This window comes from Williamsia sp. Y844, assembly GCF_056786475.1.
Window position 1 is genome coordinate 57,392 of sequence record NZ_JBXCJB010000004.1, and the last position, 13,379, is coordinate 70,770.

Consider the following 13,379-nt stretch of genomic DNA (forward strand, 5'->3'; position numbering starts at 1 on the left):
TCAGGGCGAGCACCTCCCGGTTGTCTGTTCGATCCAGGGCAGCACCACGACCTGACCCGAAGAATCGGTCACGCGCACCGTGATCGCACAGATGAAGTACTGGATGAAGTTGCCGTATGTCCCGGTCCGCACCAGCTTTCGGAAGTTCTCCGGAGCCTTCTGCAGTGCCGTATCGAGACGACCTTTGTCGTCATCGACCAGAGGGGCGAGCCTGGCCAGTTCGTCGACCGATTCGGCCAGCGGTGGCCGCGCCTGCGTGAGCAGATCGGCCACCGCGGCGGTTCCGGCATCGAGTGCCGTGATGGCGGAACCGATCGGATCCCGCTGCTGCGCCAACTCTGCCACCAACTGGTCGAGGCGCTCGACCGTCGCCGAGAACTCGGGTCCGCTGCGTGCCAACGTGCCCATCACCGTGTTCAGGTTGTCGATCAGATCCTCGATCACCACTCCGTTGTCGGCCAGTGTCGAGACAAACGAGGAAGTCTTGGCGAACAGTGATCCGACCGTTCCCTCCTGGCCTTGCATGATCTGCAACAGCGACGACGTCAGATCGTTGACCTCCTGCGGACGCAGTCCATCGATGACCGGCTTCAATCCGCCCAGCAGAACGTCGAGGTCGAGTGCAGGCACCGTCTGCTCCTCGGGAATCTGGCCCCCCGGCGCCAGCATCCGGGTCGATCCGGCCCCGTCTGAGAGGTCGAGGTACCGGTCGCCCACCAAATTGAGGTACTTGACGGTGGCGTGTGTGCCTGCGGTCAGATGTACATTCCGATCCGCATTGAAGGTGACCTCGACGTGATGGTCATCCTGCAGGGATACAGCTTCCACGGTCCCCACCCGCACCCCTGCCACCCGAACGGTGTCCCCGGGCCCGAGTTCCGAAACATCCTCGAAGCGTGCCGAATAGCTGTGGGTGGAGCCGGTCCGGAAGTCACCGAAGACCACCACCAGAAATGCTGACAACACGATCATGACAATCGCGAAGATCCCGAACTTCGCCGCCTGCGGGCTCCGGAGGACACTCATCTCGCCCTGCCGTCCATGATCGGACCGAACAGTGCCCGCTGCAGGCTGTCCACGTTGACCTCGAGGCCGCGTCGGTCGGCCGCAAAGGGATTCGCCCCGACGTCGGCGACCACAAACGGGGGCTTTTCCTGATAGCCGACCGGCAGCACCTGACACTGTGGTCCGCCCGACGCCGCGATTTTGGGCAAATTGTTCGGGTATCTGTACGGCTCGGTGCCCCACAAGAAGTTCGCTGACAGTCCGAGCCCGGGAACGTCGACGGCCGGCGAGTCCGCGAGATAGGCCATGCCATCGAGCGAGCAGGTCAGCGCCTCGTTGTATTCGTTGGTCAGGGCAAGGGTCGGAACCAAGACCGCCGCCGCCGAATCGAGCAGCGGGCCGTTGGTACGCAACACCCTGTCCCCCACGTCCGCCAGCCCGATCACGCTGGCCAAGAACGCATCCAGGTTCTGTTGCTCCTCGACGATCGACTGACTCAGGCCGGTCGCATTGTCAACGGTGGTGACCAGAGCGGGCGCGGCATCAGCATAGGTCTCGAGGACCTCCGGAGCCATCTCGAGGTCGCGCTCAAGCGCAGGCAGCCCCGGTTCAACCGCGGCGAGGAAGGTATCGAAGTCCACCAGCATCTGGCCGACCTGATCGCCACGACCACTCAGTGCCGTGGAGATCGCACCCAGGGTCTCGTTCAGCTTGTCGGGTTCGATCTGGGACAGCACGGATGTCAGCTGTTCGAAGATGGTGTTGAGTTCCACTGTGACCCTGCGGGAATCGAGCACCTGCCCGGCGTACATCGGTTTCGACGATGGGTTCTCCGGGGGCAGGAACTCGACGAACTTCGCCCCGAACACCGTCGATGACGCGATCTCGACACCAACGTTGTCCGGGATATCCTGCAGCTGGGACGGATTCATGTCGAGTTCGATCGAGGCCTGACCGTCGGGCAATGAATCGATCGAACTGACCCGGCCGACCGTGACGCCCCGCATCTGAACCTTCGCGTCCGGATACATGACCAGGCCCGCACGTGGCGACAGGACCGTGACGCGAACGGTATCGGTGAAGCCACCCCGGAACATGGTCACGGCGACAACCAGGACCGCGACAACCAGCAGTATCGATCCCAGACCGACCAATGGTCGAAGAACATTCGGCGACACGCTGTTTCGCCTAGCCCGACAGGTTGAAGTTGCCGTTGGAACCGTAGACGGCCAACGAGACCAGCAAGGTAACCGAGACAACCGCGATCAGCGACATCCGCACCGCATTGCCGACCGCCACACCGACTCCGGCCGGACCCCCACTGGCAAAGAAGCCGAAGTAGGTATGGATCAACATGATCATCAAGGCCATCAGGAATGCCTGCAGGAACGACCACAGGAGATCGATCGGGTTCAGAAAGGTCGAAAAGTAGTGCTGGTACAGCCCCGAGGATTGGCCGAGGATCACCACCGTGGTGAACCAGCAGGCAACAAACGACGCCGTCAGCGCGATCGCATACAGCGGCGCCAGCACGATCATCCCCGCGATGATCCGGGTACCGACCACGTACTTCATCGGGTCGATGCCCATGGACTCCAGGGCGTCGATCTCCTCGTTGATCCGCATCGCACCCAATTGTGCTGTGGCACCGGCACCGAAGGTGGCGGCGAGCCCGATTCCGACCACCACCGGCGCAGCGATGCGCACGTTGATGAATGCCGACAGGAAGCCGGTCAGCGCTTCGATCCCGATGTCACCCAGCGAGCTATAGCCCTGGACGGCCAATGTGCTGCCGGTGGCAAGTGTCAGGAACCCGACGATCACGACGGTCCCGCCGATCACCGCGAGATTGCCTGCCCCCATGCTGGTCTCTGCGATCAACCGGAGCGTCTCTCGTTTGTATTGCCACGCCGCGCGCGGAGACCCGATCAGCGCCTTCGCATAGAAGATCGTGTGATCTCCGATTCCGCCGAGCGTCTTCACCGGCCGGTTCAGTTCCCGGACCGTCCGGCCGTACATCGTGCTCGGTGTCATGCCATCCCCCTCATCCGGCGGTCAACTGGACGCCGACCGCGGTGACCACGACGTTGACCACGAACAACGCCATGAATGCGTACACAACCGTTTCGTTCACCGCATTGCCCACCGACTTCGCGCCACCAGAGACGGTGAGCCCCCGATAGCACGCCACCAGACCTGCGATGAGGCCGAACAGAAGCGCTTTGATCGACGAGATGACCACCTCGTTGATCCCGGTGAGCAACGTGATCCCGGAGGCGAAGGCACCGGGATTGACATTCTGGACAAACACGGAGAAGACATAGCCCCCGACCACCCCGATGATGCAGACAAGACTGTTGAGCAGCAGCGCAACCAGTCCCGACGCGACCATCCGCGGCGTCACCAGTCGCTGCACCGGATTGATCCCGAGGACCTCCATGGCGTCGATCTCTTCACGGATGGTCCGCGATCCGAGGTCCGCGCACATGGCGGTGGCCCCGGAGCCCGCCACGATCAGGACGGTGACCATCGGGCCGACCTGCGTGATCGCACCGAAGGCCGCGCCGGCACCGCTCAGATCGGCGGCGCCGAGTTCACGCAGAAGAATGTTGAGGGTAAAGCTGACCAGAACCGTGAACGGAATCGCAACAAGCAGTGTGGGAACCAGCGATATGCGCGCAACGAACCAGGACTGTTCGAGCGTCTCCTTACCCTGAAAGGGTCTGCGGAACAGGAACTTCACCGCATCCGCCGACATCATGAACAGGCCACCGACCGATTCGAACGGACCGGACAGTTTGGGGCCGCGATAGCCCCCGGACCGGCCGGTGCTACTCCGTTGCCATCCGGCCATCAGAATGCCTGATCCTCGCCGACAGCCTCTGCATGCCAACCAATTCCCCACCCGCTCGACATCCTTGGCGATTGCATCCGCTCACCTCGTTGCGCAAGAAACCTGATTCGGCGGCCACATCACCTCATGCTCGATGACATTGCCCGCCAGCTGATTTGGCAAAACACGCGAAGGCAAACCGGGCCCGGGCTGCGGGCCGTATTGCCATCACACAAGTACGATCGAGCAGACGTCCTCATCATTACTGTTGCAGGCCAGTCGATCTCGACCAGCAGCCAGCCCTGACCACCAGAGGTATCAGCCACCCCTTTCGCGCCCTGAAGACACTCATACCGGCGTGCGCAGCGAGGGCGCGACCCCCTCGCCATCTGCCTGCGAGGCTGAACTTACACGCATAAGTAGATGGTGTGAGCAAAACCGCAGAGATTTTTCGAAACACCGGGGAGCCGCTCACGACCGCATCCGCCGGCACCGTCCCCAGAATCGAAAATACCGGGCACCAACACACGGATTGCGCAGTGTCCCAACAGGAATTCAGTCGATTTCCGAATCCGCCATCAGTCGACGGCTGTCCGATATATGCTCCGCACATCTGCAAGAGCCCAACTCCCGCGTAGGAGAACAGCCCTGCTGGGCCGGTCCTTCCCCTGGAGTCGGCGACGTCCATCGGCGAGATCGGCAGTACGGACGACCGGCACCCGAGAACGCGGCTCCCGCAGTACGGGTCATCTGGACCTGGCCACACCCTGACACCCGAGCCTCCCCAATCCCATCGGGTGTCCGTTGGAGGAGGATGTCAGTTGAGAACACATCGCATGTTTGTCGTCGCGATGGCGGCCGTGCTGCTGGTTGCCGGATGTAGTGATCGCGGCGGAGATGATGATGGTGGAGACGACGGTGGCGGTGGAGGTGGAACCGGATCCTCGTCCGCCGATACGGCCTCATCCACTTTCGGCGACCTGAAGGATGTATGCCAATCCGGCTCGGCCGCAGGCTCACCCACGCAAGGTGTCACCGACACCGAGATCCAGGTCGGAGTCTTCACCGACCTGGGATTCACCCAGAACCCGGAGTTCGTCAACGCGGCGAAGGTCTTCACCTCCTGGTGTAACGCACAGGGCGGTATCAACGGACGCAAGATCGTAGCCAACACGCGTGACGCCAAGTTCATGGAGGCGCGCCAGCAGATGGTGACCGCCTGCAGCGAGGACTTCGTACTCGTCGGTGGCGGTAGCGGCTTGGACGGCCTCGGTGTCAAAGAACGTTTGAACTGCCTGCTACCGAGCTTCCCGGCACAGGTTGCGCAGCTCACCTCTGCCGGTTCCGACCTCGAGATCAGTGCCGATCCCAGCCTCACCCAGGGATACGACCCGTACTACGGATTCCGAAGCTGGCTGATCAACGACGCTTACCCAGAATCAAAATCCGCGATCGGCTTCGTCAATGGCGACTCCCCCGTCACGAAGGTCCTCGGCGAACAGGCCGTCGAAGCCGTGGAGGCCGCGGGTGGCACATTTGTCTACAACGACCTGTACCCGGCGATGGGCGTGTCCGATTGGACACCTTACGCACAGGCGATCAAGAGCAAGGGCGTCAAGGGCCTGCTGTTCTATGGCGACTTCCGACAGCTCGCGAAGCTCGAAAGCGTCTTGACCGGAATGGACTACAAACTCGACTGGATCGACACCAACAACAACGCCTACGGACCGGAGTTCATCGAACTTGCCGGGACGTCGATCGATTTCCAGAACAACTATCTCGATCTCGGCGGCAACCTGCCGCTCAACAGCAACGAGCCGGCAATGCAGGATCTGCTGGCGCTCTATGACGAGTACGCGCCGGACGCCAACCTGACGTTGCCGTCCATCCGCGCGATGTCATCGTGGTTGCTGTTCGCCAAGGCCGCGGCAAGTTGTGGCGACGACCTGACCCGGACCTGCATCTACAACGCCGCCAAAGCGGAGACTGCCTGGACCGGTGGTGGCCTGCACACGGCAAGGAACTTGGCGCAGCCAGTGCCACCGACGCCCTGCTTCAACGTTGCCGAAGCCGAACCCGACGGTTGGACAGCCCCCGATTTCGGAGCGGATCAGGGCCCGTATCGATGCAATATCCCGGTGCACAAGTACACCGGTGACTACCCGCAGCCGATGACGTTGGCAGATGTCGGGAAGAGCATGGACGACGTGCAGTAGCCCGGCGGCGAGATCCCTCGACACCAGAATCGGGGGTTGTGGTGGATCCACAACCCCCGATTCTGACTGTTTTGGCTTGATTCGAGCCGGTCAGACGCCCTTGACCGCGTCCGCGATCGGGGTCTCACCGTTGACGAACTCGATGGTCGTGCCGACACTCGACGGCGTATCGAGAACTGCCGCAATCACCGCTGCGACATCGTCGCGACTGACATCAGCTTGCTCGGCTCCACGTTCCTTGGTCGCGATACGTCCGGTGCCGGGTTCGTCGGTGAGCGTGCTGGGGCCGACAATCGTCCACAGCAGCGTGGTCTTACGTAGGTACTGATCTGCCTGCGCTTTGGCCTCGGCGTAGGCATAGAACGAATTGTCTTTCGGCACACCATGATCTGGCCCCGCACCAAAGTAGGAAACCATCACATATCGCGGTACACCGACCTTCAGTGCGGCATCGATACTTCGGATCGCGGCGTCCCGATCGACGGCGTACGTGCGCTCCGGACTTCCACCGCCGGCGCCTGCGGAGAACACCACGGCGTCGTGGCCCTTGATGACCTCACCGATCTCATCGGTCGACAGGTTTTCGATGTCGGCGATCACCGGTCTCGCACCGGTCGCCCTGATGTCGTCGGACTGGTCGGGGTTACGGATCAGCGAGCTGACCTGGTGGCCTTCGTCGGCCAGCAGCTTCGCCAGCTTGCGCGCAATCTTGCCGTGACCTCCGATGATGGCGATCTTTGACATGTGAATCCCTCCGTCGTCGTTGACTCGCACTCTGATGGGCACTTAGTAGTGCAACAAGGCCCACACCGTCGGCATTCCAGTCATACGTGCCGTGCGGGGGTGTTCAACGACCGCGACACTAGTCGCCGGCACCGTCCTGCGAATAGTCGCGGATAATCTCTTCCAGAACTTCGCGGATGCGATCGGCATGGGTGATGGCGGGACTGGCCGTGTCGGGCCAGGTCTCGATTTCGGCCAGCATCCAGTCGACCCAGGAGATGATGTGGGTGAAGTGGCCGACCATGAACTTCGCGGCGAACGCCAGCAGATGCTGGCGGCTGGGAAACGATCCCGCTCCGGGAACGATGAGCAGCTTCGCGTTGCCGACGAAGATCTGCCGTTTCATTTCGGCCTGTGTACGGACGGTGCGAAGGGTGTTCCGCAAGTCGTCGATGGTGCCCTGTTCCGCCACGCACACCCGCAGCAGACCTTCGAATTCCATTGACGGAGCGCGGGTTTCAGTCGACATCCATTCGGCGAGCGCGGCGCGCCCTTCCGGGGTGATCGAATACACGGTCCGGCTGCGCTGCGTGCCGGTGGGTTCGGTGCGGGCTGACACGAGACCAAGCGCGACAAGCTTCTTGGGGGCGTTGTACCGCTGCCGATCGGCCCGCGGAACGATCTCCGACATGCCTCGGCCGATTTGTTCGGCCACTTCGTAGGCTGACCAGTCCCGAGGTGCCAGTATGCCGAGGATGGCATACGACATCGTATTGAGGTCGCCTTGTGGCACAGCAACCCTCCTGCACGGGCAAATTAATGAAAGCAGTTGTTAGCTTAGCAACAGGAATATGAGGCGCCCGATCGGATCGTCGGGCACCTCATATCGCCTGGTCATCGGTGGTGGCTAGCCTCCGCTGGTGTCGTCGGCGACCTCGTCAATGTCGCCGTCGGCATCCTTCGGCGGCATGACGTAGATGAACGGGACGAGTTCCGAGGCCACGCGCGCGGCGGCGGCCTGGCCGTCGATGGTCGGCGCGAGATTCGCCCACACCACCATGGTCACGTCGTTGACCGGGTCGTAGCCCATGAACGAGTTGTACCCCGGCATCTCACCGATGTGCCCGTACATCGGACCCATTTGAGCGATCCCGTACCCGTACCCGGCACCGTCCGGCTTAGCCGGGTCAGAGGGCTGCACACTGTCTATCCGCAGCTTCTGCGTCGCCTCGTCTAGCAATTCGCCGTCGCCCATCGCCTTCACCCAGGTGGCCAGGTCATTTGCGGTGGCGATGCCCTGTCCGGCCGACCACGTCCACGACGGGTTGTCGTTGGTGGTGACTCGCGGCTGCACGGTTCCGGCCTCGATCGCCGCGATCCGCTCCGGGGACAGCCCCGGTTCGTCGAGCGTTTCGATGTTGCCGCTGTAGGAGTAGCCACTGGCATAGGGCGCGGGGATAGCCGTGTCGGTGTTGGCGGGGAAAGAGCTGCCCGTCATTTCCAGCTTGCTGAAGAACCGGTCCTGGAAGATCTGGGCGATCGGTTTGCCGTCGAGCTCTTCGGCGATGAGTCCGAGCAACACCGTGTTGGTGTTGGAGTAGTGATACCCGGTGCCCGGTGCAAAATATGGAGGATTGGCGAACGCCAGCGCCAGCAATTGCTCTGGTGTCCACACCTTTTGGGGATCGTTGTCGAGCGCTTGATTGAGTTCGACTGTATCGGTGTAGTTGAACAGCCCGCTGCGCATGTTCAGAAGCTGGCCGATGGTGATGTTCTCACCGTTGGGGACGTCGGGACGGTACTTGCTGACCGGGTCGTCGACGGAAATCTTGCCTTCCTCGACGAGCTGCATGATCGCGGTACCGGTCCAGGTCTTGGTGTTCGAGCCGATTCGGACCTTGGTGTCCAGGTTGGGTGCGTCGGTCGAGCCGCTGGCGGTGGTGCCGAACGACTTGACGTACTCACCTTGTGGGGTACGGATCAGCACCATCATGCCGATCTCGCGGTACTCCGTGGCGAGATCGTCGACCGTCTTGTCCATGGCCGCGGTGTCGAACGGCACGAGTGCGCTGTTCGATGATCCGCTCGAGCTCGTGGATGTTCCCGTACTCGCCGCAGTGCTCGACGAGGACGAACTGTCCGAATCGTCCGAGCATGCGGTGGCGACCAGTGCCGCCGACAGCAGCACGGCCAGTGCCGCGGGCTTGGCGCGGCTCGGTCGACGCCGTCGCGTGGCCCGCGGACCTACTTCTAGTGGGGACATGAACTTTCTCCTCGAGTGGTGATCTCACGGACCGCGCTGCGGTGGTTTCCACAGCGTGGAGAACTCATTGCGGTGCTCGCGTGAAGGTGCCGAGGCCGTCTTTGTCGAGATACTCGATGGTCAGCGAACTGGCCGGTCCGGCGACGGTGAACGTGGCACCCGTTGGGCCCGCGGCATTTTCACCGACCGGCTCGAACCAGTAGGTGTCGCCGGCGTAGTGGGTGAGCGGGTAGCTCTGTTGCAGATCTTTGCCGATCCGCAGGACCAGGTTGTTGCCCTCGGCGACCACCTCGGCCGGACCGTAGTACGGGCTGGTGTACATCCCGGTGTAGTCGCTCGCCGGGCGGGCCTGCGCGGCATCGGCCGGTGGGGTGGCGTAGTCGACGTCGGAGCGTTCGGAATCGATGACCATTTTGAATTGCTCGGCGATGAAGGGCGCCCAATCCACCGTCAGCTCACCGTTGCTCACGTAGTCGAGGAACTGAGAGGTGAGGGTCTCCGACACCCCGACCGGGGCCGTGTTGGCCAGCACCACGATCCCGAGCTGCTCACTCGGCAACATCTTGACGTCGGTGCTGGCTCCCAGCGAGAACGCGCCGGCGTGACCGACCTGTACCCGACCGTGGTCATCGGTGTTGACGTTGAAACCGAGGCCGTAGAAGCCATCTCGCGCACCGGGAGTATCCGACGGATGGGCGAAGGAATGCGCCTGATGGGTGAACTGCAGAGCCGCTGGATCGACGATCTGGCGACCCTCGAACTCGCCGCCCGCCAGTTCCATACGGATCCATTTGGCCATGTCGTCTACCGACGAACTCGCGCCGCCTGCCGGCGCCTGCTGCTCGGGATCGCGGACGTACTTCGCCTCCCAGGTCTTCGCCGCGGGATCGACCACCACATGATTGGACGCATGATTGGGCGCGTTGACCCACTCGTCGAACGAGGAGGTCGTGTTGTCCATGCCGAGCGGTTCGTAGATCCTCTGCTCCGACAGCTCTGCCCACGTCATTCCCTCGGCATTGGCGGCGGAGACGCCGGCGATCGAGAATCCGTAGTTGGTGTAGTCGTAGTTGTCGCGGAACCTTTCCAGCGGAACCTGGTTGAGCCGACTGAGCACCTCGGGATAGGTGTAACCGAGATCCTCGAGAGTGTCGCCTGCGTGGTCGGGCAGGCCGGAGCGGTGCGACATCAGATCGGTGTACGTCGCGTTGGCGGTGACATACGGATCGGCCACGGCGAAGCCCGGTTCATGGGTTATCACCGGGTCGTCCCACGCGATCTTCCCGTCGCCGACGACGGTCGCCACCACACTCGATGCCACCGGCTTCGACACCGACGCCAATTGGAACATGGTGCTCGTGTCGACGGGGGCCGGGTCGCCCACCTTCCGGACACCGAAACCCTTGGCATACAGCACTTCGTCCTCGTACACGACCGCCACCGCGACTCCGGGCGCACCGGTGTTGGCCATGATGTCCTCGACGAAACCGTCAAGCCGGCCGATCGCCGCGTCGACGTCTGCCCGATCGAGCTGGGCGTCCGGCACGCTCGGTGGGACCTCGGCCACCGAACTGGCGGACGGATCATTCGACGATGAACTGCAGCCTGACAGCGTGAGTGCAACCACTGTGCCCAAAGCCATTGCCGAGCAGACATATATCCGGGAACGTCGACGTCGATGCGCGGGTGGGTCGAGTGCGGTTCGGGTGACCATGATGCTCCATCTGGCGGCTCCGGCGTCACTGACGGCGCGCGGATTACGGTCCAGCGAGGGCTGTCCTCGGCCACGCCGGTGCACCGACAGTACCCCAGGAAGATGCAAAGTGCAGTATGCAATTTGCAGTAAAGGGAGTACGTTGCCCTGAGATGGAACGTTCGCTCAGTGTGCTGCGCGGCGTCGACCCGACACGGAAAGTTGCTGCCTCATGCCAGGACGACGTCGCCGGACGCGCACAGCTCGAACGTTTCTGGCGGTCGCAACTGCCTCCGGCATGCTGCTGACAGCCGCCTGCTCCGGCGACTCGTCAGGTGAGTCCGAAACGGGTAAAGCCCAGGGCCAGGCGATACCGGCCGACGCCACCGCGATCATGGAAACCGACCCGTACACCGCGGCGCGGTGGTCGTATCTGGTGATCGACCCGGAGACCGACGAGGTCATCTACAGCAATCAAGCCGACACCTTCATGTTCCTTGCCTCGCAGACCAAACACTTCACAGTCGGAACGGTTTTCAACGATCTCGGCGTCGACCGGACCGTCACGACTCCCGTCTACGCGACGGCGGCACCGGCGGGCGGCACCCTGACCGGTGACCTGGTACTCGTCGGATCCGGTGACCTGGCGCTCGGCGGCCGCAACGCCGACCAGGGCCAGTTCGACTTCGCCACAGAGGGTATCGATCACGTCTACGCCGACGCACTCCCCGGTGCGGTCCTGGCGCCCGGCAACCCGCTCGCCGGACTCGATGCGATGGCCGGACAGGTTGCCGCATCAGGAGTCACACGCATCGACGGCGATGTGCTCGTCGATCCCCGGCTCTGGGAAACCTACGACACCGTCGAGGGCATGGTGCCGTCGATCTTCGTCAACGACAACCTGGTCGACATCGCGGCCCAACCCGGTGAACCCGGGCAGCCGGCCACGATCGAGATGCTGCCAGGCAACGGACTGTTCACCGTCGACGCGCAGGTGACCACCGGAGCTGCCGACAGCGACTCCACCCTGAAGGTGGTCGCCGACGAAGCCAATCCGACGCTCTTGCGGGTCACCGGCTCGGTCCCGGCAGGCAAGCCCTCATTGACCGTCTACCGCATTACCGACGCGTCAAGCTGGGCACGTCAGTTGTTCATCGAAGCACTACAGCGCAAGGGTATTGCGGTCGATTCGACGTCGAAGGCCAACAATGCGGCCGCGCTTCCGCCGTCGGGCAGCTATCAGGACAATCTGCGGCTTGCGACGCTCGACTCGGCCCCGCTCGGCGAAGCGGGTGGCATGATCTTGGCGACCAGTTACAACACCGGGGCCAATACGTTTGTCTGTCTGCTGGCCGTCGAAGCCGGCTCCGATCAATGCGCCGACGGGTTGCCCGCGGTCCGCGATCTGGCGGCCGAGGCCGGCGTTCCCGCCTCGGACTTCGTGATCATGGACGGGCAGGGCGGTGACCCGTCGTCCGCGACACCCACCGCCGTCGCCACCTGGCTGAAGTGGGTGAGCGGCCAACCGTGGGCTGACACCTTCTGGAGCGGGCAACCCATTCTCGGCGAACGCGGGTCGCTGTCCGGGGTCGGTGTGGACAGCCCGGCCAAAGGAAAGGTGGTCGGCAAGACGTCCACCTCCGCCGACGTCGAACCGGGCACCGAGCGTCTGGTGATCACCACGCAAGGCCTGTCCGGCTACCTGGACGTCGGTGATGGCCGCCGACTGCTGTTCGTGACTGCGGTGAGCAACGCCGTCTTCCCCGACCTACCGCGCGGGGTGTTCCAGGTCGGCGACGACGTCGGCATGGTGGCCGCCGCTTTCCAACAGGCGCAAGAGAATTGAGTGCGCTGTTTCAGCGCATGGTCGTCGTGCACCGTATGGCATTTCAGGAACTGGTGTAGTGCTCAACTGCCGGTGAAAATAGGCGGGCGTTTTTCGGTGCGGGCCGCCCGACCTTCGGCCATGTCGTTGCTCTGCCACGCGAGCACCATTGCGGCCACGTGCTCGGCGGGGGGTTCGTCGCGCGCGCCATCGTCGCCCAAGACCAACTTGTAGTGCCGCAGCGTCAGCGGAGCAAGGGTCGCGATCATCGCAGCCCACCGCTGGGCCTCCCCGAGATCACCGATCCGGTTGGCGAACCCGACCACGTGCGCCCTCTCGGCACTCATCGATTCGCAGCCGAGCAGGATCCCCGCCGCATCTCCGGCACCGGCCAGGGAGACAAGACGCTTGATCGTCCATTCATCCACCGTGACACCGATTTTCGCCGCCGGGATGGCGCAGAAAGACGACGGAGACATCACCCGTAGATCGGCGGCGAGCGCCAACTGCAGACCGGCCCCGAGCGCAGGACCGTTGAGGGCGGCGATCACCGGCATCGGAACGTCCTCGATCAATCGCAACATCGCCAGCAATTTGTCGAGGAATGACTGCTCGTAGACAGGACCCGAAAGATCGGCCCCGGCGCAGAAAACACTGCCGGCCCCGGTCAGAATCACGGCCCGCGCACCAGAATCGGCAGCGTCGGTCAATGCATCCGCCAACGCCTCGACCATTTCGTGGTTCAACGCATTCCGCTGCTGCACGCGCTGCAATTCGATGGTCAGCACGTCGCCGTCCCGGCTGGTCCCAATCATCAGGTC

At 63.1% G+C, this 13,379-nt stretch carries 12 protein-coding genes; 3 read left to right on the forward strand and 9 right to left on the reverse strand.

Annotated elements, in window-relative coordinates; all coding sequences use genetic code 11:
* The 4 genes from AC1TQG_RS21455 to AC1TQG_RS21470 are packed head-to-tail and all read right to left on the reverse strand — an operon-like array spanning nucleotide 1 to nucleotide 3,859.
* Nucleotides 1-1,026, reverse strand: coding sequence for an MCE family protein (locus AC1TQG_RS21455; protein ID WP_482140054.1), 1,026 nt, complete (start codon nucleotides 1,024-1,026; stop codon nucleotides 1-3).
* Nucleotides 1,023-2,183: an MCE family protein gene (locus AC1TQG_RS21460; protein WP_482140056.1), complete on the reverse strand. Its 1,161-nt coding sequence runs from the start codon at nucleotides 2,181-2,183 to the stop codon at nucleotides 1,023-1,025. The genes AC1TQG_RS21455 and AC1TQG_RS21460 overlap by 4 nt, the downstream gene beginning before the upstream one ends.
* A gap of 10 nt (nucleotides 2,184-2,193) precedes the next feature.
* A complete protein-coding gene (locus tag AC1TQG_RS21465; RefSeq protein ID WP_482140058.1) occupies nucleotides 2,194-3,039 on the reverse strand; it encodes an MlaE family ABC transporter permease in 846 nt (281 codons plus the stop codon).
* A gap of 10 nt (nucleotides 3,040-3,049) precedes the next feature.
* The gene (locus tag AC1TQG_RS21470) at nucleotides 3,050-3,859 is read right to left on the reverse strand and encodes an MlaE family ABC transporter permease (protein ID WP_482140059.1); all 810 of its coding nucleotides are present in this window, start codon (nucleotides 3,857-3,859) and stop codon (nucleotides 3,050-3,052) included.
* Between the two features lie 815 nt (nucleotides 3,860-4,674).
* On the opposite strand from AC1TQG_RS21470, the gene AC1TQG_RS21475 reads away from it, so the two are divergent.
* On the forward strand, nucleotides 4,675-6,054 hold the full coding sequence (locus AC1TQG_RS21475) for an ABC transporter substrate-binding protein (protein ID WP_482141399.1): 1,380 nt from the start codon (nucleotides 4,675-4,677) through the stop codon (nucleotides 6,052-6,054).
* A gap of 90 nt (nucleotides 6,055-6,144) precedes the next feature.
* On the opposite strand, the gene AC1TQG_RS21480 is transcribed toward AC1TQG_RS21475, so the two are convergent.
* From AC1TQG_RS21480 to AC1TQG_RS21490, 3 genes are all read right to left on the reverse strand, one after another.
* Entirely contained in the window at nucleotides 6,145-6,798 is a 654-nt protein-coding gene (locus AC1TQG_RS21480) for an SDR family oxidoreductase (RefSeq protein ID WP_482140061.1), read from the reverse strand.
* A gap of 118 nt (nucleotides 6,799-6,916) precedes the next feature.
* Complete coding sequence (locus AC1TQG_RS21485) at nucleotides 6,917-7,546, reverse strand: PadR family transcriptional regulator (protein ID WP_482141401.1); 630 nt, start codon at nucleotides 7,544-7,546, stop codon at nucleotides 6,917-6,919.
* 138 nt (nucleotides 7,547-7,684) lie between these two features.
* On the reverse strand, nucleotides 7,685-8,818 hold the full coding sequence (locus tag AC1TQG_RS21490; RefSeq protein WP_482140063.1) for a serine hydrolase domain-containing protein: 1,134 nt from the start codon (nucleotides 8,816-8,818) through the stop codon (nucleotides 7,685-7,687).
* On the opposite strand from AC1TQG_RS21490, the gene AC1TQG_RS21495 reads away from it, so the two are divergent.
* Nucleotides 8,817-9,062: a hypothetical protein gene (locus AC1TQG_RS21495; protein WP_482140065.1), complete on the forward strand. Its 246-nt coding sequence runs from the start codon at nucleotides 8,817-8,819 to the stop codon at nucleotides 9,060-9,062. The two genes, AC1TQG_RS21490 and AC1TQG_RS21495, sit on opposite strands and share 2 nt — an antisense overlap.
* A gap of 42 nt (nucleotides 9,063-9,104) precedes the next feature.
* Here AC1TQG_RS21495 and AC1TQG_RS21500 read toward each other — a convergent pair whose 3' ends face one another.
* Complete coding sequence (locus AC1TQG_RS21500; protein WP_482140067.1) at nucleotides 9,105-10,754, reverse strand: serine hydrolase; 1,650 nt, start codon at nucleotides 10,752-10,754, stop codon at nucleotides 9,105-9,107.
* A gap of 277 nt (nucleotides 10,755-11,031) precedes the next feature.
* Between AC1TQG_RS21500 and AC1TQG_RS21505 the strand changes: the two genes are divergently transcribed.
* Complete coding sequence (locus AC1TQG_RS21505) at nucleotides 11,032-12,579, forward strand: D-alanyl-D-alanine carboxypeptidase/D-alanyl-D-alanine-endopeptidase (protein ID WP_482140069.1); 1,548 nt, start codon at nucleotides 11,032-11,034, stop codon at nucleotides 12,577-12,579.
* Between the two features lie 62 nt (nucleotides 12,580-12,641).
* On the opposite strand, the gene AC1TQG_RS21510 is transcribed toward AC1TQG_RS21505, so the two are convergent.
* Complete coding sequence (locus tag AC1TQG_RS21510) at nucleotides 12,642-13,373, reverse strand: enoyl-CoA hydratase (protein ID WP_482140071.1); 732 nt, start codon at nucleotides 13,371-13,373, stop codon at nucleotides 12,642-12,644.
* Nucleotides 13,374-13,379 lie beyond the last annotated feature (6 nt).

Excerpts from the sequence above, each read along its gene's own strand:
- AC1TQG_RS21455 (WP_482140054.1), bottom strand. The coding sequence starts at position 1,026 with ATGAGTGTCCTCCGGAGCCCGCAGGCGGCGAAGTTCGGGATCTTCGCG.
- AC1TQG_RS21465 (WP_482140058.1), bottom strand. The coding sequence starts at position 3,039 with ATGACACCGAGCACGATGTACGGCCGGACGGTCCGGGAACTGAACCGG.
- AC1TQG_RS21470 (WP_482140059.1), bottom strand. The coding sequence starts at position 3,859 with ATGGCCGGATGGCAACGGAGTAGCACCGGCCGGTCCGGGGGCTATCGC.
- AC1TQG_RS21475 (WP_482141399.1), top strand. The coding sequence starts at position 4,675 with ATGTTTGTCGTCGCGATGGCGGCCGTGCTGCTGGTTGCCGGATGTAGT.
- AC1TQG_RS21480 (WP_482140061.1), bottom strand. The coding sequence starts at position 6,798 with ATGTCAAAGATCGCCATCATCGGAGGTCACGGCAAGATTGCGCGCAAG.
- AC1TQG_RS21485 (WP_482141401.1), bottom strand. The coding sequence starts at position 7,546 with ATGTCGTATGCCATCCTCGGCATACTGGCACCTCGGGACTGGTCAGCC.
- AC1TQG_RS21495 (WP_482140065.1), top strand. The coding sequence starts at position 8,817 with ATGGCCGCGGTGTCGAACGGCACGAGTGCGCTGTTCGATGATCCGCTC.
- AC1TQG_RS21490 (WP_482140063.1), bottom strand. The coding sequence starts at position 8,818 with ATGGACAAGACGGTCGACGATCTCGCCACGGAGTACCGCGAGATCGGC.
- AC1TQG_RS21500 (WP_482140067.1), bottom strand. The coding sequence starts at position 10,754 with ATGGTCACCCGAACCGCACTCGACCCACCCGCGCATCGACGTCGACGT.
- AC1TQG_RS21505 (WP_482140069.1), top strand. The coding sequence starts at position 11,032 with ATGCTGCTGACAGCCGCCTGCTCCGGCGACTCGTCAGGTGAGTCCGAA.
- AC1TQG_RS21510 (WP_482140071.1), bottom strand. The coding sequence starts at position 13,373 with ATGATTGGGACCAGCCGGGACGGCGACGTGCTGACCATCGAATTGCAG.